This window comes from Exiguobacterium sp. SH5S4 (genome assembly GCF_004337045.1).
GTDB classification, from domain to species: domain Bacteria; phylum Bacillota; class Bacilli; order Exiguobacteriales; family Exiguobacteriaceae; genus Exiguobacterium; species Exiguobacterium aurantiacum_A.
Genome location: NZ_SJUQ01000012.1, coordinates 15,611 through 34,695, shown reverse-complemented (window position 1 = coordinate 34,695; position 19,085 = coordinate 15,611). Strand labels below are relative to the sequence as shown.

21 protein-coding genes are annotated in these 19,085 nt (G+C 52.7%); 12 read left to right on the top strand and 9 right to left on the bottom strand.

The annotated features are described in order from the left end of the window. The first annotated feature begins 65 nt into the window (after positions 1 to 65). Positions 66 to 1,544, top strand: a complete 1,479-nt coding sequence (locus EVJ32_RS08310; RefSeq protein ID WP_131457854.1) for an HD domain-containing phosphohydrolase — start codon at positions 66 to 68, stop codon at positions 1,542 to 1,544. A 39-nt stretch (positions 1,545 to 1,583) separates the two neighbouring features. On the opposite strand, the gene EVJ32_RS08305 is transcribed toward EVJ32_RS08310, so the two are convergent. Further along, positions 1,584 to 1,886, bottom strand: coding sequence for an AzlD domain-containing protein (locus tag EVJ32_RS08305; protein ID WP_131457853.1), 303 nt, complete (start codon positions 1,884 to 1,886; stop codon positions 1,584 to 1,586). Beyond that, a complete protein-coding gene (locus EVJ32_RS08300) occupies positions 1,883 to 2,614 on the bottom strand; it encodes an AzlC family ABC transporter permease (RefSeq protein WP_131457852.1) in 732 nt (243 codons plus the stop codon). The genes EVJ32_RS08305 and EVJ32_RS08300 overlap by 4 nt, the downstream gene beginning before the upstream one ends. A gap of 113 nt (positions 2,615 to 2,727) precedes the next feature. On the opposite strand from EVJ32_RS08300, the gene EVJ32_RS08295 reads away from it, so the two are divergent. After that, on the top strand, positions 2,728 to 3,429 hold the full coding sequence (locus EVJ32_RS08295) for a CBS domain-containing protein (protein WP_131457851.1): 702 nt from the start codon (positions 2,728 to 2,730) through the stop codon (positions 3,427 to 3,429). Here EVJ32_RS08295 and EVJ32_RS08290 read toward each other — a convergent pair. Next, complete coding sequence (locus EVJ32_RS08290; protein WP_070328061.1) at positions 3,412 to 3,747, bottom strand: antibiotic biosynthesis monooxygenase; 336 nt, start codon at positions 3,745 to 3,747, stop codon at positions 3,412 to 3,414. The genes EVJ32_RS08295 and EVJ32_RS08290 overlap by 18 nt on opposite strands. 79 nt (positions 3,748 to 3,826) lie before the next feature. Next, positions 3,827 to 4,666: a M15 family metallopeptidase gene (locus EVJ32_RS08285; protein ID WP_070328062.1), complete on the bottom strand. Its 840-nt coding sequence runs from the start codon at positions 4,664 to 4,666 to the stop codon at positions 3,827 to 3,829. A gap of 206 nt (positions 4,667 to 4,872) precedes the next feature. Here EVJ32_RS08285 and EVJ32_RS08280 point away from each other — a divergent pair, with 206 nt between their 5' ends. Together EVJ32_RS08280 and EVJ32_RS08275 are read left to right on the top strand one after the other, a co-directional pair. Then, positions 4,873 to 5,091: a hypothetical protein gene (locus EVJ32_RS08280; RefSeq protein WP_131457850.1), complete on the top strand. Its 219-nt coding sequence runs from the start codon at positions 4,873 to 4,875 to the stop codon at positions 5,089 to 5,091. 59 nt (positions 5,092 to 5,150) lie between these two features. After that, positions 5,151 to 5,618, top strand: a complete 468-nt coding sequence (locus EVJ32_RS08275) for a hypothetical protein (RefSeq protein ID WP_131457849.1) — start codon at positions 5,151 to 5,153, stop codon at positions 5,616 to 5,618. Positions 5,619 to 5,633: 15 nt separating this feature from the next. Here EVJ32_RS08275 and EVJ32_RS08270 read toward each other — a convergent pair whose 3' ends face one another. Continuing rightward, positions 5,634 to 6,740: a glycerol dehydrogenase gene (locus tag EVJ32_RS08270; protein WP_131457848.1), complete on the bottom strand. Its 1,107-nt coding sequence runs from the start codon at positions 6,738 to 6,740 to the stop codon at positions 5,634 to 5,636. Positions 6,741 to 7,122: 382 nt separating this feature from the next. Between EVJ32_RS08270 and EVJ32_RS08265 the strand changes: the two genes are divergently transcribed. The 5 genes from EVJ32_RS08265 (at position 7,123) to EVJ32_RS08245 (ending at position 10,905) form a co-directional block, all read left to right on the top strand. Next, positions 7,123 to 7,782, top strand: a complete 660-nt coding sequence (locus EVJ32_RS08265; protein ID WP_070328065.1) for a type 1 glutamine amidotransferase domain-containing protein — start codon at positions 7,123 to 7,125, stop codon at positions 7,780 to 7,782. Between the two features lie 110 nt (positions 7,783 to 7,892). Beyond that, a complete protein-coding gene (locus EVJ32_RS08260; RefSeq protein ID WP_131457847.1) occupies positions 7,893 to 8,318 on the top strand; it encodes a DMT family transporter in 426 nt (141 codons plus the stop codon). A gap of 11 nt (positions 8,319 to 8,329) precedes the next feature. Continuing rightward, entirely contained in the window at positions 8,330 to 9,001 is a 672-nt protein-coding gene (locus tag EVJ32_RS08255; protein ID WP_083274036.1) for a Crp/Fnr family transcriptional regulator, read from the top strand. Positions 9,002 to 9,012: 11 nt separating this feature from the next. Further along, positions 9,013 to 9,489: a DMT family transporter gene (locus EVJ32_RS08250; RefSeq protein WP_070328067.1), complete on the top strand. Its 477-nt coding sequence runs from the start codon at positions 9,013 to 9,015 to the stop codon at positions 9,487 to 9,489. A gap of 126 nt (positions 9,490 to 9,615) precedes the next feature. Continuing rightward, entirely contained in the window at positions 9,616 to 10,905 is a 1,290-nt protein-coding gene (locus tag EVJ32_RS08245) for a hemolysin family protein (RefSeq protein WP_236634034.1), read from the top strand. Positions 10,906 to 10,917: 12 nt separating this feature from the next. Here EVJ32_RS08245 and EVJ32_RS08240 read toward each other — a convergent pair whose 3' ends face one another. Then, the gene (locus tag EVJ32_RS08240; RefSeq protein WP_131457845.1) at positions 10,918 to 12,102 is read right to left on the bottom strand and encodes an amidohydrolase; all 1,185 of its coding nucleotides are present in this window, start codon (positions 12,100 to 12,102) and stop codon (positions 10,918 to 10,920) included. A gap of 203 nt (positions 12,103 to 12,305) precedes the next feature. On the opposite strand from EVJ32_RS08240, the gene EVJ32_RS08235 reads away from it, so the two are divergent. Next, complete coding sequence (locus EVJ32_RS08235; protein WP_131457844.1) at positions 12,306 to 12,854, top strand: LemA family protein; 549 nt, start codon at positions 12,306 to 12,308, stop codon at positions 12,852 to 12,854. A 21-nt stretch (positions 12,855 to 12,875) separates the two neighbouring features. Then, positions 12,876 to 13,757: a zinc metalloprotease HtpX gene (gene htpX / locus EVJ32_RS08230; RefSeq protein WP_236634042.1), complete on the top strand. Its 882-nt coding sequence runs from the start codon at positions 12,876 to 12,878 to the stop codon at positions 13,755 to 13,757. A 36-nt stretch (positions 13,758 to 13,793) separates the two neighbouring features. On the opposite strand, the gene nagE is transcribed toward htpX, so the two are convergent. Genes nagE through EVJ32_RS08215 form a run of 3 tightly spaced genes read right to left on the bottom strand, consistent with a single transcriptional unit; the run spans position 13,794 to position 16,634 of the window. Continuing rightward, on the bottom strand, positions 13,794 to 15,281 hold the full coding sequence (gene nagE, locus EVJ32_RS08225; RefSeq protein ID WP_131457842.1) for an N-acetylglucosamine-specific PTS transporter subunit IIBC: 1,488 nt from the start codon (positions 15,279 to 15,281) through the stop codon (positions 13,794 to 13,796). Beyond that, entirely contained in the window at positions 15,278 to 16,126 is an 849-nt protein-coding gene (locus tag EVJ32_RS08220; RefSeq protein ID WP_131457841.1) for a PRD domain-containing protein, read from the bottom strand. Before EVJ32_RS08220 ends, nagE begins: the two co-directional genes overlap by 4 nt. Before the next feature lie 19 nt (positions 16,127 to 16,145). After that, positions 16,146 to 16,634, bottom strand: coding sequence for a PTS sugar transporter subunit IIA (locus EVJ32_RS08215; RefSeq protein WP_236635535.1), 489 nt, complete (start codon positions 16,632 to 16,634; stop codon positions 16,146 to 16,148). 458 nt (positions 16,635 to 17,092) lie between these two features. On the opposite strand from EVJ32_RS08215, the gene EVJ32_RS08210 reads away from it, so the two are divergent. Then, a complete protein-coding gene (locus EVJ32_RS08210) occupies positions 17,093 to 19,003 on the top strand; it encodes an endonuclease MutS2 (protein ID WP_131457840.1) in 1,911 nt (636 codons plus the stop codon). The last annotated feature ends 82 nt before the right edge of the window (positions 19,004 to 19,085 follow it).

The window sequence follows — 19,085 nt, the reverse complement described above, 5'->3', positions numbered from 1 at the left end:
AAAAAGGGTGATTTTTGGTCGATAAACAGAATGAGAGAAGTCGGTGAAGAATAGGAGGGGTCAAAGTGTTTGAACGCTTTCAAAATACGTTAATCATGAATTATATCGTCGGTTCAGGAATCGCGGTGTTCGGTGTCGGGGGTCTGTTCATCTTCCAAACGCTCGAACTGTCCCGTGCTGAAGTGATGTCTTTGTTTGCGATCATGGCGGTCTCAGTTGTCGTCATGATCAGTCTCGAATTACTGATGTATCGGCGTCACATCCGGCCGATTCGGAGCGTCTTTCGAAGTGAGGCGCCTAGTTATGAGGCGCTTCAACAGGCGTTCGATCAGACGAGTCACTTTCCGACGTTGACGGTAAAGCGCATACTAGGACCTCATTTATTTGGTCTTTCAGTTTCGTCCATGAGCTTGACCGCATTGGCGATTCAACAAAACTGGATCGATTTGCCGTATCGTTTGATTGGAATGGCGGCTTTTGGGGCGGTATTGATCGCGATTTTACATGCGCTCATCGAGTTCTTTTTGACGTATCGGTCGGTCGAGCCGTTGTTGCTTCATTTACAAGATCAAAGTGAGCAGCTGTACGATACCCCACTCCAGGCGTCGTACCAGTCAATTAGCGTCCGGACGAAGCTTTTGATCAGTATGCTCGTCATCGGGGTGTTTCCGGTCATGTTGTTCATTCTCGCTTCGGGCGTCCAACTGTCGACCGTCGAGCAAGTCGACGCATATTGGCAGTGGGCGGCTTTGATTTTAGTCGTCATCATCGGTGTCGCGACGTTCAGTAGTCTGCTCCTATACGACAACATCAAGCGTCCGCTTGCCACGTTGACACAAGGGGTCGAACAGCTCGATGCCGGCGAGCTGAAACCGATCGATAACCCGTATGCTGATGAGTTTTCGCAGCTGGTGAACGGGTTCAATCAGCTGGTGAAGAACGTCAATGAACGCGAGGACGAAAACGAGCAACTGCTGAACAGCTTGTTCGTCTTGTTCGCGGCTACACTCGACGCCCGTGATTCCTACACAGCCGGCCATTCGGAACGAGTGGCCGCCTATTCTGTCGAACTGGCATACGCGTTAGGTTTACCGCAGGCGCAGATCGAGTTGCTCCGTAAATCGGCGTTGCTTCATGATATCGGGAAGATCGGGATTCGTGACGACGTTTTGTTGAAAGAAGGAAAGTTGACAGATCACGAGTTCGCCCAAATTCAAGAGCATCCGACAATCGGGATTCATATTTTGAATCAGATCACGTTGCCGGTCTCACTTCAGCCACTCATGACGGGTGTACGGTCACACCATGAACGAATCGACGGGAACGGCTATCCAGACGGATTGTCCGGTGAAGCCATCCCGCTCTTTGGCCGCATCATGGCAATCGCTGACGCCTACGACGCGATGACGTCAGACCGTCCGTATCGGCAAGGGATGCCTGTCGAGAAGGCGCTGTCGATTTTAGAGAGCGGGCGCGGCATCCAATGGGACGCGGCGTTCGTCGATGTGTTCGTTCAGCTGCGCCGTGAGGCGTTGTCCGCCTAAACGATAACAGGTCTGTCTCCGCGGAGACAGACCTGTTTGTCAGATGAACGTTTCGACGACGTACACCCCGAGGATGCCACCGAGCACGACGAGCATCAAGTTGACGCGCAGCAAGGCGAGCACGGTCGCGAAGGCGCCTCCGGCCAAGGCTGACGACAGGCTGCTCGTCGAATAGAGGATACCCGGGAAAATCAAGCTCGCGAGCACGGCATACGGCGTGAACAACAAGAAGCGCTTCAAGAGCGGCGGTAACTTCAAGTCGCGCAGCCAAAGGAGCGGCACGAGCCGCGGGACGTACGTGACGAGCGCCATAGCGAGGACGAGCAGGAACAGACTGATCATGTTACGCCCTCCTGTTCATAAAGCAGGGCGCCGACCCCGGCGGCGACGATTGTCGCGATGATGATACTTAAACCCGATGATAGCGGAATGAACGGGGCGACACCCCAATAGAGCACGACTTGGGTCACGACGGCAAGCGCCGCGACGACGATGACCGGTTTTCGCGTAAGCGATGGGACGAGCAATCCGATGAACATGGCGTACAAGGCGATGCCCATGCTCGCCTGGACTGACTGGGGGAGGCCGAAAGCGAGAAATACGCCGATCCATGTCCCGACGTTCCAAGCGAAAAAGGCGATCAAGTTCAAACCGAGGACAAAATGGCCACGTGTCGCTTCGTTCCGAGTCGAGGCGACACTGAACGTCTCATCGGTCACCCCGAACGCGATGGCAGCCAGGAAACGGTTCGAGGTTGTTTCGATCCGTTGCGACAGCGAGGCCGACATGAGGAAATGGCGCAAGTTCAAAATGAACGTCGTCAAGACGATCTCCCAATACATCGAACCGGCCATGATCAATTGAATACCGATGAATTGGCTCGCACCGGCAAAGATGAATAACGACATGGCCAACGTGATGACGTTTGGCATGTCGAACGATTTGGCGAGGAGACCAAACGCGATCGCGATCGGAATATAACCGACCGCGACCGGGATACCGGCGCGCATTCCGGAGCGGAACGCGTCTTGGTTGGATAAGGGAGTAGCTTGCTGGATCGGAGTCGCCATCGGCTCTCCTCCTTTCAAAGTAGGTGATGTCCATTCATTCGAGACGAAGGAATGGTTTCCTGCTCACATGATTAAAAAATAGGGTATAGATAGGCGATAAGGAGAGTGAACATATGAGTCGAGCCGAAGAATTTATCGCATCGTACCATCGGATTGAAGATTATTTGAGCCGTGAGATGGGGGACGGACAACATTTCAGCTTCAGCAACATGGTCAACCGTCTCGCCAAGCATAATCCGATCATCGAACGGTATAAAGAAGATTTGCACCAAATGAGCCAGTTGCGCAACGCGATCGTCCACGAGCGGCGAGAGCCTGATTTCATTATCGCCGAACCACACGACTCGATCGTCGAGTTGATGCTCGAAGTGGAGCGGGAGCTGTTGCACCCGCGTCAAGTCATCCCGCTGTTTCGTAAACTCGTGACGACGTTTAATGCCGATGACGCGTTAGTCGAGGTGCTCGGTGAGATTCGGGATAAAAACTATTCCCAGTTCCCGGTCTATAACACTGACGGCTCGTGGCGCGGTTTATTGACAAAAAAAGGAGTGACCAGCTGGCTCGCCGAGACAATCGACGGCCCGCACGTGTCACTCGAGGGCGTTCAAGTTAAAGACGTACTTCATCATGATCCGCATCTTCGTCGTTACCGTTTCGTTGCGAAGGAGACGTCTGTCATCGAGGCGCATCAACATTTCATCAACATGAAAGACGGTGTGCGCCTCGACGCGCTCTTGATCACCGAGACCGGGGAAGAGAGTGAACCGCTTCTCGGTATCATCCGACCGCAAGATATTTTATACGTGATCGGTTGAGGCCATGTGCTCGATCGCGACCTCGTATTGGGTGACGGTATTTCCGAGGACGACGGGCTTCACTTCAGACGTGCCGTCGTCCCGTTTTTTATGGGCGTGTTTATAGGCACCGCTGTCGCGCCAATTTTCAAAGCTCGCAGCGTCGCGCCACGTCGTCATGATCACGACTTGATCTTTCGTTTCGTCAGACGTATCGGTCAACACTTGCATGCGGATAAATCCGTCCATCGTCTCGATTCCTTTTGTCGTTTGGAACCGGGCTTTGACCGCATCGACTTTCCCTTTTTCAACATCTAGTTTGTTCATCACAATCCACATCGAGATGTCCTCCTCTGCAAATTCGTACACGTCTAGTATACATGGGGCACCTCGCTTCCTAGCGACTAGATGCTCGGACTTAGCGTTTGGCCCACCAGTCTTCGAACGTCCAGTTGTTTTGCTTCATCGTCGTCGCTTCCTTCACACCGACGTAGCGGAGATGCCACGGCTCATAGTTGTAGCCGGTGATCTTTTCTTTCCCTTTTGGATAGCGAACGATGTAACCATAGCGGTGCGCGTTCTGGATCATCCATTTGCCTTCAGGTGTCTGATCGAACGAGGCGTATAGTCCCATCCGCATCTGTTGACTCGTCATATCGACGGCAAGCCCGGTTTGGTGCTCACTGTGGCCGGGACGAGCGACATACATCGAGGCATAGGCCGTGCCACGAGCGTTGACCCAATAATTGTAGAGTGATTTTTGCGTGGCGTAGGACCGGTACGCGCTCAATGCGTAAAGCGTGTGTCCTTGTTTTCGGCCGTCATAGTAGAGACGAGCGAGCGCGTGCGCCGCCTCGGCAGCCATGAGCGTCCGTTCGCTTCCTTTCGCATAGACGGTCGGGATGGTGAGCGTGACGAGTTGACGGGACCGATAGGACGCGGACAGGCCATGTTGCTTGTTGACGAGCCGCAACCGCTCCGTTGACGTGAGTTTCGGGATACCGGCCTTTAGATTGCTCGATGGTGTGAAGTAGCGGGTGCTCCCGATGTAGACGTTCGACCAGCTTCGATTGTACGTTGTGTAACGGACGGGTGTGTTGGTGAGGAGTGTCTTGGCGACCGGGGACGATTGCATGGCCCGCCAGTATAGTTTCGTCGTCTTGATCGTGTAGCCGGGCTGAGGTGACGGGGTGGCGGCATAAGTAGACGAGGCGGTGAAGACGAGTACGAGGATGAGCAGCAGGCGGATGAGTTTCATTAGGACGACCCCCTTATGCATGGATAGTTTTCCTTTCCCTTTTTTTGAAATGATGAAAAGACGAGTGATTAGGGAATACTCAAACGACAGTCTCCGTCTCGTGACCCGATAGATGTACAGCCCAAGCCCGATGTGCCGGGGGCGAAGACAAAGTAAACTGATTATATAGGGAAGAACTGTGAACTAGAAGAGAGGAGTGGACGCATATGGAACTTGTTTTTGGCTTACCGTTGTTATTGCTCGTCCTATTCTTTGCCTTTTTGTATTTCAACATCAAAGGGTTATCGAATATGTGGAAAGACTACAACCGGACGAAATCGATGATCCCGCTCGGTTTTTTCATCATCGCGATCCTCGGAATCTTTACCGGGGTTTGGACATGGCTCGTCATTTTGATCTACTACGCCGTTCGTCCGAAAGAGTGACTTGACACCTTGTGCGAAAGCGCATGGTGTTTTTGGTATACTGGGGACGAGGTGTTGTCATGGAGAAATTGATCAAGGCGTGGTTCATCATCACGCTCATCACATTTATGTTATTCAAGCTCGGTGAGACGATGACGTCCGCCTATACGGAGCCAGCGGGCGAAGGAAACCCGTACGTACTCGTCTTGCTCTCCGGCTGGCCGTTCGTCTTGTTGTTCATTTGGATCACCGTCCGGCTCGCCAGACGAACGGTCGCGTCGGTGAACGGTCTCGCGCGGGTCGGTCTCTTCGCTGGGAGCATATTGATGGCGGGGATCGGGCTATACGTGAACTTCGGGCAGGCAAGTTCGTTGCGGGATGGGATACGAGCTTCTGAAAATGCGGCGTACGCGTCGGGTTGGAACCAGTTCACGAACATCATTTACGCGAATCAACTGACGTTTTTCGTGCTGACAGTCAGCTGTATGGCGCTCGGCATCGTCGTCTCATTCGTAACTTCAACTAAAGACGAGGAACAGCTCAAGTAGCCGTTCCTCGTCTTTTTAGGTCAGTTTGCTTTGGTAGAGGCGGGCGTAACGGTCGGCGGCGATGATGGCGTCGGCCACATCTTCAGGCGACACGTCGAAACCGCTATGAATCGTTTCCCCTTCAGCGGTCGCTGCTTGACCGACTTTCAAGATATCTTCTCGTGACGCGTCTTTTAGTTTCACGTCTTCGAGTGTGACCGGCAAATCGAGCGCCATGTAAAGGGCGACGTACCGTTCGAACTCGGCTTGCGTCCGTCCTTCAAGCGCGAGCTGGACGAGTGTCCCGAACGCGACTTTCTCACCGTGCGTCAAATGATGGATCTCCCCGTCTAAGGCGGTGAAGCCATTATGGATGGCGTGGGCTGCCGCTAATCCACCGCTCTCGAAACCGAGACCGCTCAATAGCGTGTTCGCTTCAACGACATCTTCAAGCGCTGGCGTGACGACTTTTGCTTTTACCGATTCATAGGCCGGAATCCCATAATCGAACAACACTTCTTCACAGCGTTTGGCGATCGCTTCGGCGGCGATCGTCGGGACGCCGCCTGCCATCGTCTTGCCACCGAACGCGAGGACACTCCGGACCTCGACCCACGTCGCGAGTGCGTCGGCGATCCCTGAGGCGAGGAAGCGGGCCGGGGCCTCGGCGATCAGTTTCGTGTCAACGAGGACCAAATCGGGATTCTTCTTATAAAACCGGTAACTCTCAAAATTACCTTCATCCGTATAGATGACCGAGAGGGCACTCGTCGGGGCGTCAGTCGAGGCGATGGTCGGCACGATGACGATGCGGGCATTAAGCGCATCGGCGACGGCTTTGGCCGTGTCGAGCGTTTTCCCGCCGCCCATACCGATGACGAACGACGTCTCGTTCGCTTCTGCCACCTTGGTGATCCGTTCGATTTCGTGGCGCGATGCCTCCCCGACAAAGTCAGCTTTCTCGGCGTTCACACCGCTCGACGTCAACGAGGCGGTCACCCGTTCCCCGATCAAGCGCCAGACGATATCGTCGGCGATGAGAAGTGCCTGTGAGCCGAAATGCCCGACATAATCCCCGATCCGGTCAATTGTATTCTTGCCTTGCACATACTTTGCGGGACTGATGAAAACGCGTTCTGACATATTCAACATCCTTTCTCAAATGAATGTGGCGATAGGACAACATGTGTCTGTTCCCGATTTAAGGCGTGTTTCAAACGAACAATCATGTGACATCTCAGCGAAGCGAGGTCACATGTTCGTCCACATTCCACCGAGTACTACAAGGACGACAATTAGAGCGGCGACAGCGAGAAATCCCCATTCAAGTATCGATTTGGTCACGATGGTTCCCTCCTGATGACTGATAATCCGAGTATAACGAGTTCAGGCGCCGTTCCTGTTTCAAAAAAATGACCAGGTCAAAAAAAGAGTGACGTCTCGTCGTGTCGAGCGTTCGATGGTTTGAATCGAACCACAACGGGAACATTTAATTCGTATGCTTATTTCAGAAGGAGGAAATCACATGTCTAAACACGTACTGATCGTCACGACATCTGCCAATAAATTAGAGAACGGCCACGAAACAGGGTTATGGCTCGGGGAGTTCGCTGAACCGTACCTTTTGTTCGAGAAGAAAGGCTACAAAGTAACGATTGCTAGTATCGAAGGTGGAGACGTGCCAATCGATGCGAACAGTCTAGAAGACGGATTACCGGAAGAAATCTTAAATACGAAAACCTTGTTGAAAGATACGGTCCGTCTTGATCAAGTAGCGGATGAGACATATGATGCTGTCTTCCTTCCAGGCGGACACGGGACAGTCGTCGACTTCCCAGGAAGCGAGACGTTACAGCGTGTCGTTCGAGACGTATACGAGAGCGGCAATATCGTTGCAGCTGTCTGTCACGGCCCGATCGGCCTCGTCAACGTCAAGTTGAGCAACGGCGAACCACTCGTGAAAGGTAAGCGCGTGACTGGATTCACGGATGCTGAAGAAGTCGAGATGCAACTCGATTCAGCTGTACCGTTCTTGTTAGAGACGGCACTTCGTGAGAAGGGCGGAGATTTTGACAAAGCCGACAATTGGGCTGTCAACGTCGCCGTCGATGATCGCCTTGTCACGGGACAAAACCCGCAGTCTTCTGAGCAAGTCGCGGAAGAAATCGTGAAAATTTTAGGATAATGATGCGAACGACCTAGGTCTTGACCTAGGTTGTTCTTTTTTTTGGACATATGTCCTTTTCAAGCATTTTATTCTCGCGTACAGTCAGACGAGGAGAATAGGAGGTAAGTATGGGAATCATTTTTGCAGTACTCTCGGGCACGTTCATCGCGTTACAAGGCATCTTTAACGCAAAGCTTGGTTACGCGGTCGGGGCCTGGTTGTCCGTCACGATCGTCCACTTTGTCGGACTCATCCTCGCTTTGGGCATTTATGCGTTCAAACGTGATGCAAACATGACGGCGTTCCGGCGTGTGCCATGGTATTACAGTTTAGGTGGGTTGTTTGGCGTCTTCGTCGTCTTTGGAGAGCTGACGGCCATCCAGCGACTCGGTGTGACGTGGGCAATCTGCGTGTTGCTCGTCGCCCAATTGATTGGGGCGTTCCTTATCGATTTGAACGGTTGGTTCGGGGTGAAGAAGAAGCCTGTCAATCAAGGTCAAATCATGGGACTCGCCTTGATGGTTGTCGGTATCGGGATTTACACATTCACGTGAGGAGGGGTGACATGGGAGTTGAAGCTGCGTTAACACGCCTTAACTGGCACCATCTTTTTTCGACGGAGACACTCGCGGCGTCGTCGATTGTGACATTTCCAACCGGTGCGATGTTGTGTGCGAACGACCAAACGATTGAGTCGTTGTTCGTCGTTTTAGAGGGACGCGTCAAAATTTATACGTTGAGCGAGGAAGGAAAACTGAGACTCTTGCGGTTGAAGACAGCGCCGTCTTTGATTGGCGATATTGAGTACGCCAGCGGCCGGGACGTCCTGCATACGGTCGAAGCGGTCGGGGCGGTCACGTGTCTGCGCATCCCGTTTGAAGCGCTGCGGACGCATAACCGGACGATTGAGTTCACGGAACATCTGCTCCGCGGGGTGTCGGAAAAGTTATTTATTGAGGCGAACGCCTCCTCGAATCATCTGATGTCGACGCTTGAAGAGCGGTTAGCAGGCTATCTCGTCTCACTCAGTGCGTCAGGAAATGAGTTGTTCCAACAAGAGATGAGTCAGTTAAAACGGAAGGAAGTCGCCGAATGGCTCGGGACGAGCTATCGCCACTTGAATCGGACGCTGCAGGCGTTCGCGGACGAGGGACTCGTCGAACGGAGTCGGACGAAAGTGACGATTCTCGATGCGAAACGATTAAACGAACGTGCCAATGGCATGGTGTATGAATAAGGAGGCAGTTCATGTTAGTAGGAATCATTTGTTCAGCGGTGGCTGGCGCGTTCATCAGTGTACAAGCAGCGGTCAATGCCAAAATGAACGTGTATTTAGGAGCTTGGGCGACGACCGTGCTCGTCTTTATCGTCGGATTCGTCGGGTCGCTCGTCCCGCTCGCACTTTTCGGCGGAAACATCCGCGGCGTGTTCGACATTTCACCGATTTATGCGCTCGGTGGTTTGCTAGGTGTCGGGGTTGTATTTTGTGTGATGCGAAGCATTCAACTGCTCGGTCCGACATTATCTGTCTCGATCATTCTCGTGTCTCAGTTGATTTGGGCACTCGGCGTCGACCTCTTCGGAGTGTTCGGAATGCCGCGGTTATCACTGTCACCAGGCCAAATCATCGGGTTGATGATCTTGCTACTAGGCGTGATTGTATTCAAACAAGCTCAGGCGGCAGCCATCGAACATCAAGCGACGGAACAGGCTACTTCACAATGAAGTGGCTTTTTTCGTGAGCAAAACGGGTACAGGTGGATAATGGATGTCTGATATGATGAGATGGAGTAGTACAAAATATACGTAGAGGTGATGAAACAAGTGGATTCTTCCATAGTAATTGATTTAATGATCGTCATATTTTTGATCGTGTTGAACGGGGTGTTCGCGATGACTGAAATCGCGCTCATCTCGTCGAAACCGGCAAAACTTGAAGTCGAGGCGAATCGAGGCAAACGCAGCGCCAAGATCGCGCTCAGACATTCAAAAGACCCGACCGACCTGTTGTCGACCGTCCAAGTCGGGATCACATTGATCGGGATCATCAACGGGGCTTACGGGGGCGCGCGTTTTTCAACACCGCTCGCTGACTTATTCGCACAGCTCGGAATGAGCGCGCAGTATGCGCCGACGGTCGGTTACGTCGTCGTCGTCACGATCATCACGTATTTGTCGCTCATCATCGGAGAGCTTGTCCCGAAACGGATTGCGCTCGTGTCACCTGAACGGGTGACGATGTCGATCATTCCGGCGCTTGACCTGTTCAGCAAAGTCATGCGCCCGTTCATTTGGATCTTATCGAAATCGACACTGTTCTTGTTCAAATTGCTCGGCTTGAAAGCAGAACAGTCGAGTGGGGAGACCGAGCTCGAAATTAAACAGTTGTTGTTCGAAGGGGCGCAGCAAGGGGCGTTCGCCCATGAAGAAGTGCAACAAGTCGAGCGCGTCTTCGCTTTCCACGACCAGTTGATTTATGAACTGATGCAGCCGCGGACGATGCTCGAATGGGTCGACCTCGAGGATGACATGGACGATATTAAAAAATCGATTTATGAGAGTAAACACAACAAACTTCCAGTCGGACGCGATTCGCTCGACGAGTTCGTCGGCTACATCGATGTCCGTGATATTTTAACGCTCGCGACGTTGCGTGAGCCGTCACAAATTTTAAAACGCATTAAGCAGCCGCTCATCGTGCCAAAGCAACGCGAGGCCAGCCAAGTGCTGCAGATGATGCAAAAGAACGGTGTCGAGATTGCGTTCGTGCTCGATGAATACGGTGGCTTCCTCGGTATGGTCACGTTGTTCGACATACTAGAAGAGATTGTCGGAGAAGTGATGATTGAAGAAGAGACACCGGAAGTGGTCCGCCGCGCGGACGGGACGTACTTGGCGGATGGCTTGCTCGGGATTGAAGATTTAAAACGAACGTTCGGGATTCGAGATAATCGTTTCGATGAGGGCCGTAATTTGTACCACACGCTAGCAGGGCTCGTCATTTACTCGCTCGGTGACTTCCCGAAACGCGGAGACATCGTCGAGGCGTACGGGTTACGTTTCGAAGTCGTCGATATGGACGGGAAACGCGTCGACCAAGTTCTCGTGTCGATGTTGCCAGAAACGCCAAACGAAGACTGATGCCTCAGGGCGTCAGTCTTCGTTTTTGTGTGTGTTCCATGTCTCGAACGCCGCGCGCATGAGGACACGGGCGGTGTGGAGCATGGCCCGTTCGTCCACATCGAAGCGAGGATGGTGATGAGGGAAGAGGGCGCCGACTTCAGGATTGCCGGCCCCGGCGAAAAAGAAGCTGCCGGGAACGTGTTGCATGTAGTAGGCGAAATCTTCTCCGACCATGAGCGGAGACATCTCGATGACGCCGGCTTCACCGACGACGTGAGCTGCACTTTGGCGAACATGCTCTGTCTCGGCGTAATGATTGATGACTGGAGGGTAGCCGCGGATATATTCGAGCTCATACGTCGCCTCGCTCGCCGCGCAGACGTGGGAGATGGCGCGCTCCATCTCTGTGATGATCCGTTCTTGTGTTTCTAGCGTGAACGTTCGGACTGTCCCCGATAACTTCGCTTCGTCAGCAATCACGTTGAACGCCTGGCCCGCGGTAAACGTGCCGACGCTTAAGACGGCCGGTTCGAGCGGATCGGTGCGACGGCTGATGACTTGTTGCAACTGACCGACGACGTTCGCCCCGACCATGACGGCATCGACCGTATGTTGCGGAATCGCGCCGTGACCGCCTTTCCCTTTGATCGTCAGCTCGAAGCGGTCGGCTGCGGCCATGATCGGACCGGATTTTACCCCGATCGTGCCGTACGGGAGCGGCGTCCAGATGTGAGCGCCGAAGATGTAGTCGACACCGTCCAAGCAGCCGTCTTCGATCATCGGTTTGGCTCCTCCGGGCGCGAGTTCTTCCGCAAACTGATGGATGAGAACGACGTCTCCCGGCAGGTCGGTCTCACTCAAAGCTTTGGCGAGCACGAGCAGTGTCGCCGTATGGGCGTCATGGCCGCACGCATGCATCGAACCGTTCACTTTTGAGCGGTACGGCACGTCTTTCAAGTCTTGGATCGGCAAAGCGTCAAAGTCGGCCCGGAAAGCGATGGTTGGTCCGTTGCCGCCTCGGATGCGTCCGACGACGCCGTTGCCGCCGACGCCTTCGCGGACTTCGAGGCCGAGCTTGCGCAAATAAGTGGCGATCGTTTTTGGTGTCTCCTGTTCTTCAAACGACAGTTCGGGATATTGGTGAAAATGGCGTCGGAGCGACACCATCTCGTCGTACAGTTCCGTCAATCGTGAATCGAGGTCAGTCACAAGCATGATTTGCACTCCTGTCAGTTAATCATTTTTGTTTGAAACCAGCTCCATAGATTATACGTATCTAAGAGGTAAGAGTTTCTAATCGTCTAAGCGGTGTTTCCCACGATCACCATGAGTCATTGGTTACATTTTTCTAAGTTATGCTTATGGTATACGACGAAAGGGAATTAATACAGAAGTAAATCATGAAATGAGGTGTTGAAATGGGTTGGATTATCGCAATTGGTATCATCGCCGTCTTGGCGGTCATCTATTTTTCGATGTACAACGGGCTCATCAAATATCGAAACTGGGTCGACGAGTCGTGGGCGCAGATCGATGTTCAGCTGAAACGCCGTTACGACTTGATCCCGAACTTGGTCGAGACGGTGAAAGGATACGCGAAGCATGAACAAGAGACGCTCACGAAAGTCGTCGAGCTACGAAACCAGCTTGGCTCGAAGACGAGCCGTCAAGAACAGATGGAAGTGAACGATCAACTGAGCGGTGCGCTCAAAAACTTGTTCGCGCTGCGCGAGGCGTATCCGGACTTGAAAGCGAACGAGAACTTTATGATGCTTCAAGAAGAGCTGACGCAGACAGAGAACAAAGTCGCTTACTCGCGACAGCTGTATAACAATACGGTCATGAAATACAATACGAAAATCGAATCGGTCCCGACGAACATCATCGCTTCCGTCCATAAGTTCGAAAAACGCGACATGCTCGAGGCGCGAGAAGAAGAACGCGAGAACGTTCGCGTCTCATTCTAATGGATTGGAGTGGCGACGATGATTCTGTATGAACAAATCCGCAAGAATAAGATTAAAACCGTGTTCATCGTGGCCGGATTCGTCCTCCTCGTCTTAGCCGTCGGGGTTGTCATCTCGTATTTGAACTATGGCGATCCGCTCCCAGGGCTCATCTTTACTCCGGTGTTCTCGTTGTTTTACATCGGGATCGTCATCATGTCGAGCACGAATATCGTCATGAAGATGAATCACGCCCAAGAGATCACATCGGTTGAACAACATCGTTTCTTATGGCACACGGTCGAGAACATGGCGATGGTCGCCCGTGTCCCGATGCCACGGATCTTCATCATCAATGACGCGTCACCGAACGCGTTCGCGACCGGGCTCAAACCCGAGAAGGCCGCGGTCGCCGTGACAACCGGTTTAATGGACCAGTTGACCCGTGAAGAACTCGAAGGTGTCATCGCCCACGAAGTTGCGCATATTAAAAATTATGACGTCCGCCTGGCGACGGTGACGCTCGCCCTCGTCTCCGTCATCGCCATCATGAGTGACATCGGCTCACGGATGCTGTTTTTCCGAAGTATCGGTGGACGGCGCGACAACAACCAAAATCCGATCTTTATGATCGTCGGGCTCGTCCTGTTGATTTTAGCCCCGATCATCGCGACGCTCGTCAACCTTGCTATCTCGCGAAATCGTGAGTTTTTGGCTGATGCGAGCGGGGCCGAGTTGACGCGGAACCCGGACGCACTCGCTTCGGCGCTCGAGAAAATCGCTAACGTCAAAACGCCAGTGAAAGAGGCGTCACGGGCGTCGGCATCACTTTATTTTTCGGACCCTATGAAGAAAAAGCTGAGTGGGCTGTTCTCGACACACCCGAATCCGGCTGAACGGATTGCCAGACTGCGAAGCATGTAAAAAAAGCCACCTCGCTATGGAGGTGGCTTTCGTTCGTCATCCGGCGCGGTTGCTCCGGAGTTTTTCAATCTCTTCGAGGACGAATTGAACGTTCGTCCCGACGATGACTTGAATATGGTTCGGGCTGACGACTTTAATTCCTGGGATGCCCGCTTTCTTAATTTGCGTTTGATCGACCGTCTCCATGTCTTTGACGTCGACACGGAGACGTGTGACACACGATTCGATACCGGTGACGTTTTGGTCACCACCGAGACCGTCATAAATCATGGCTGCCATCGCAGAGTACTGACCACCTGCTGCGACTGGTGCCGTTTTCGTGTCACCTTCAGGCGCTGTTTCTGTCGCGACCGCATCAACTGCTTCGTCCGACTCGCGACCTGGCGTTGCCAAGTTAAGTTTGACGATCATGAAGCGGAAGATCGTGTAGTAGATGGCACCGAAGACGAGGCCTTGGACGAGCAACATGTACGGCTGGTTCGCAAGCGGTAGCCGTGAGCTGAGGACGAAGTCGACGAGACCGGCACTGAAGCCGAACCCGGCCGTCCATTGGAACGTGGCAGCGATAAAGAGTGACACGCCTGTCAACACAGCATGGACAAGGTAAAGAACTGGTGCGAGGAACATGAACGAGAACTCGAGCGGTTCCGTGACACCTGTGAAGAATGAAGCGAACGCTGCGGCGAGAAGGAGCGAGGCCGCTTGTTTTTTACGTTTCGTTTTCGCAGTGTGATACATCGCGAGTGCTGCTGCCGGGAGACCGAACATCATGATCGGGAAGAATCCAGCTTGATAGCGTCCAGTGATCCCTTTCTCACCTTCACCGGACCAGAAGTTACCGATATCGTTGATGCCGGCAACGTCAAACCAAAATACCGAGTTGAGGGCGTGGTGAAGACCTGTCGGGATCAATAGACGGTTGAAGAATCCGTAAAGTCCAGCCCCGATCGCCCCCATTTTCGAAATTGTTTCACCGAATCCGACGAGTCCTGTGTAGACGACCGGCCAGACGAAGTAAAGTGCGACCGAGACGACAATCATAGCGAACGCCGTCATGATTGGCACGAGACGTTTGCCGCTGAAGAAGGCGAGCGCGTCCGGGAGCTTCACATGGCTGAAGCGGTTATACATTTGAGCAGCGACGATACCTGACAAGATACCGACGAACGCGTTGGCGATCCGACCGAATGCTGGGTTGACTTCAGTGACGTCGATTCCTTGGAACAGGGCGACTGTCGCGGAAGACAACAATGTCGTGACCGTGAGGAAAGCGACGAGACCACTGAGAGCGGCCGAGCCGTCACGGTTTTTCGCCATACCGAGGGCGACCCCGACAGCGAAGAGAATTGGAATGTTATCGATGATGGCTGCACCGGCTTTAATGAGGAAGGCGGCGGCGATGTTTTCAGAACCCCAGCCGACTGGGTCGATCCAGTAACCGATGCCCATGAGGATGGCCGCTGCAGGAAGTACCGCAACCGGCAACATGAGCGAACGTCCGAGACGTTGTAAAAAGTTCATCATTGTAAATGTCCTCCTTTTTGATGGTGTTGATCTTGCAGGCGTTGAATGTGGAGCGTGATGTAACCAAGCTCTGACTCGGGCAAGACGATGCCGTATAAGTTTTCCATTTCAGTTGCGACGTCAGACGCACACGCGTAAGCGGACGAGAATTTTGTTTGAATCATCCGAAGCATGTCCTCGTCGATCGTGTGATGATCGTAATGGTTGACCCGATCCATGACGAATCGTAAATGGGTTAATAAGCGTTGATAGGATAAGTCATCTTCTTCGATAGATAGGTCGAGTCGTCGTGAAATCGATTGAATCATGTCTCTTACGATCGTCGTCTGTTTGACCGTCTTGCGCAAATCACCTCCTTTCACTTTGAGTGTATGGATATGGAGCGCGATGAAAGCCGCTTCGTCTTTCGGCATCTTCAATCCGATTTTGTCCTCGATTAGTTGCAGCGCCCACAGTCCGATTTCATATTCGTTGCGATACAAGATTTTGATCTCATTCAACAGCTTGTTCCGAAGTGAGATTCCTTCTTCTTCACGCTCGATGGCGAATGAGATATGATCGGTCAAAACGACGTGGATATGCTCATTGAACGTCGTCTCGAGCCGCTTCTCCGCATGCGTGATAATTTCTTCGGAAATCGTGAAGTGCTCGACCGGGATACGGCTGAGGAGTTGTTGAAACTTATCGTTTTCCGACATGACGAAAAGTTTTTCGATTTTGTGCGGGTTGACGATGTCGTTGCGCCCTTTTTTAAACGCGACGCCGGGTCCGATGGCGATCTTTTCTTCACCTTCGTCCGAGACGATGACCGCGTTGTTGTTTAAAATCTTTTTAATTTTTAACATGTGTCCTCCTATCGAGGAGTCATTGTTCCGCTTGAGCGACGACAGTCTTTCCGGAAAGCGAGGGGCCACCTGCGTGGAACGAGTAAGGATTTGGCAGCTCGCTTCCGTTCGTGACAATCATCGGAGTGACCGTGTCCTTCCCGGCTTGATTAATCTGCTTCAAGTCCGCTGTCAACAAAGGATGTCCGACGTCAACATGGTCACCGACAGTGACGTGGACTGTGAACGGGTCTCCTGAAAGTTCGACCGTGTCTAACCCGACGTGAATCAAAATCTCAGCTCCGTCTTCCGTCCGGATGCCGATGGCGTGCTTCGTCGGTGCGATTTGGACGATCGTTCCATTAGCCGGTGCGACGACTGTCCCGTTTGTCGGCTTAATGGCGATTCCGTCGCCCATCATCTTCTCGCTGAAGACGGGGTCGGCCACTTGCTCAAGTGGAATGATGTCTCCTTCCATGGGTGCATAAAGTGTCAGTGTATGTCGCTTCATCCACTTATTCAATAACATGTTCACTTCATCCTTTCCCTACGAAAATGATTGTGAAAAAACAAAACAGGCATGGAGTATAGACGGGTGGCGTGAGCCTTTCGTCTTACCCCATGCCTGATCGAATCAGTCACATGTGATCAATATTTGTTTCTTCTGTCTCAACGTAGCACGCTATCTAAAAGAAGACAAGACCTAATTTGTAAGCGCTCTCTAAAAAATGTACTTATTCTGAAATTTGTTGTATAGTGAAAACGAATCTTAAGTGAAAGGTGTTGCATGTTGATGAGTGAGGTCGTATCTGCCTAACGAACTGAAAAATGTAGGATGACGCGTGTTTTTGTCATGCCTTCATGTTCTGTTACGGATACCGCCCATCATAAACTGCCAGACACCGGTCTGTCTTTTTGCGTTGGTCGTCATCGACCGACGCTTTTTGTTTGCGCGGTATCTCCACCCTATTTTAAGGAGAGATCACCATGAACGAACAAACGTTAGAAAAACTACAATATACTGAACTCATCCAACGAGTCGAACGCTACTGCATCAGCGGGTTCGGTCGCAAGTTGCTCAGAAATCAACAACCGACGAGCCATCTACAGACGGTGAAGAAACGACTGCAAGAGACGTCGGAGGCACGAGCGATCCTAGACGCCTCGTCGCACGTCCCGTTCATCGGGGTGTCCGACATGGAACCGCTCATCGGGAAAATCAGTCGTGGCATCCAGCTCGAAGCGGGTGAACTTGAAGCCGTCGCTGAATTTTTCCGCGGAGCCCGCAAACTGAAACGATTCATGGCCGAGCAGACGTTCTTTGCACCGTTGTTATCTCTGTACGCGGACGAGATGAGTGAAAGGCGCTCGATCGAAGAAGAAATCGTTCGGTCGATCCGGGCCGGACGCGTCGTCGATGAGGCGTCAAAAGAACTGAAACGGACTCGGAAGCAAATCGATATTCTCGAAGGACGGATCGAGGAGCGGTTGACTAAATTTTTGAAGAGCGCGGCCAACCGTGAAGCGATTCAAGACGCGTTTGTGACGAAGAAGCAGGACCGATTCACGATCCCAATCAAGGCGTCGTACAAACATAAAGTCGCCGGGACGATCATCGATACGTCGAACCGGGGGACGACCGTGTTCATCGAGCCGGAAGCGATCAGCAAGCTGAACGCGGAACTCGCCGTCAAACGGACCGAGGAAGCGGTCGAAGTTTATCAAGTGCTCGCGACACTGACCGGTATGGTGGCCGAAGCGTTACCGGCGATTGAGACGACGCTCGACGTTATCGCCCAGTACGACATGGTATTCGCCAAAGGGAAGTATAGCCAGACGATCGAAGGAATTTCGCCACGCGTGAACGGGACCGGGAAAATTCGTTTGCGACAAGTCCGGCACCCGTTGCTTGATGGGGCGGTCCCGCTCGACTTCTCGCTCGGCGAGACGTACCGCGGACTCATCATCACCGGACCGAACGCCGGCGGGAAAACGGTCGTCTTGAAAACGATCGGCTTGCTCAGCTTAATGACGATGAGCGGTCTGCACATCCCGGCTCATCCCGATACAGACATCTCGACGTTTGACGACGTGTTCGTCGATATCGGTGACAATCAAGACATGGGTTCTGCCCTCAGCACGTTCTCGGCCCACATGAACAACGTGGCGACGATCATGCAGCGGGCCGGCAAGCGATCGCTGCTCTTATTTGACGAAATTGGGAGTGGGACCGAACCGAACGAAGGCGCGGCGCTCGCCATCGCGATTTTAGAAGAGGCGTACAAGCGCGGTTGTCTCGTCGTCGCCTCGACCCATTACGGGGAAATCAAAGCGTATTCCGAGGCGCATCCGGACTTCATGAACGCGGCGATGCAGTTCGACCCGGACACGCTCGAGCCGAAGTATCGGTTGTTGATCGGTCAGTCCGGTGACAGCAACGCGTTGTTCATTGCCCGGAAAATGAAGCTGCCCGAAGCGATTTTGAAACAGGCGTCACGTTATATGAAAGAAAAAGTATATGACCAGACACTCGTCGACACTTCGAAGCTGACACAAGAAGTGGTGAATGCGAAACCGGAACTGATCCAGCAATTTGAAAAAGGAGATCGCGTCCGGTTACTCGAGACGAATCAAGTCGGGCTCGTCTATGCGACGGACGATTCTGGGCGACATGTCACGGTTTATGCAGAAGGGACGTTCAGCGACCATCCGTTGCGACGCGTCCGGCTTGAAGCGCAGGCGGTTGATCTCTATCCGGCGGGTTATGACTTAGAGACGTTGTTCGTAGACTATCGAGAGCGCAAAGAGGCGCATGATTTTGAGCGTGGCTCGAAGAAAGCGTTGCGTCGTGTTGAAAAAGAGATTCGGGCACGGCAACGCGCCGAACGTGGAGACTAAAAAGTGTATGACCTTAAGCGCTCGGGTAAGGACCAAGGACCGAGAGTCATGACGAAACGTCCGGCTGTCGGGTAATGTGTCG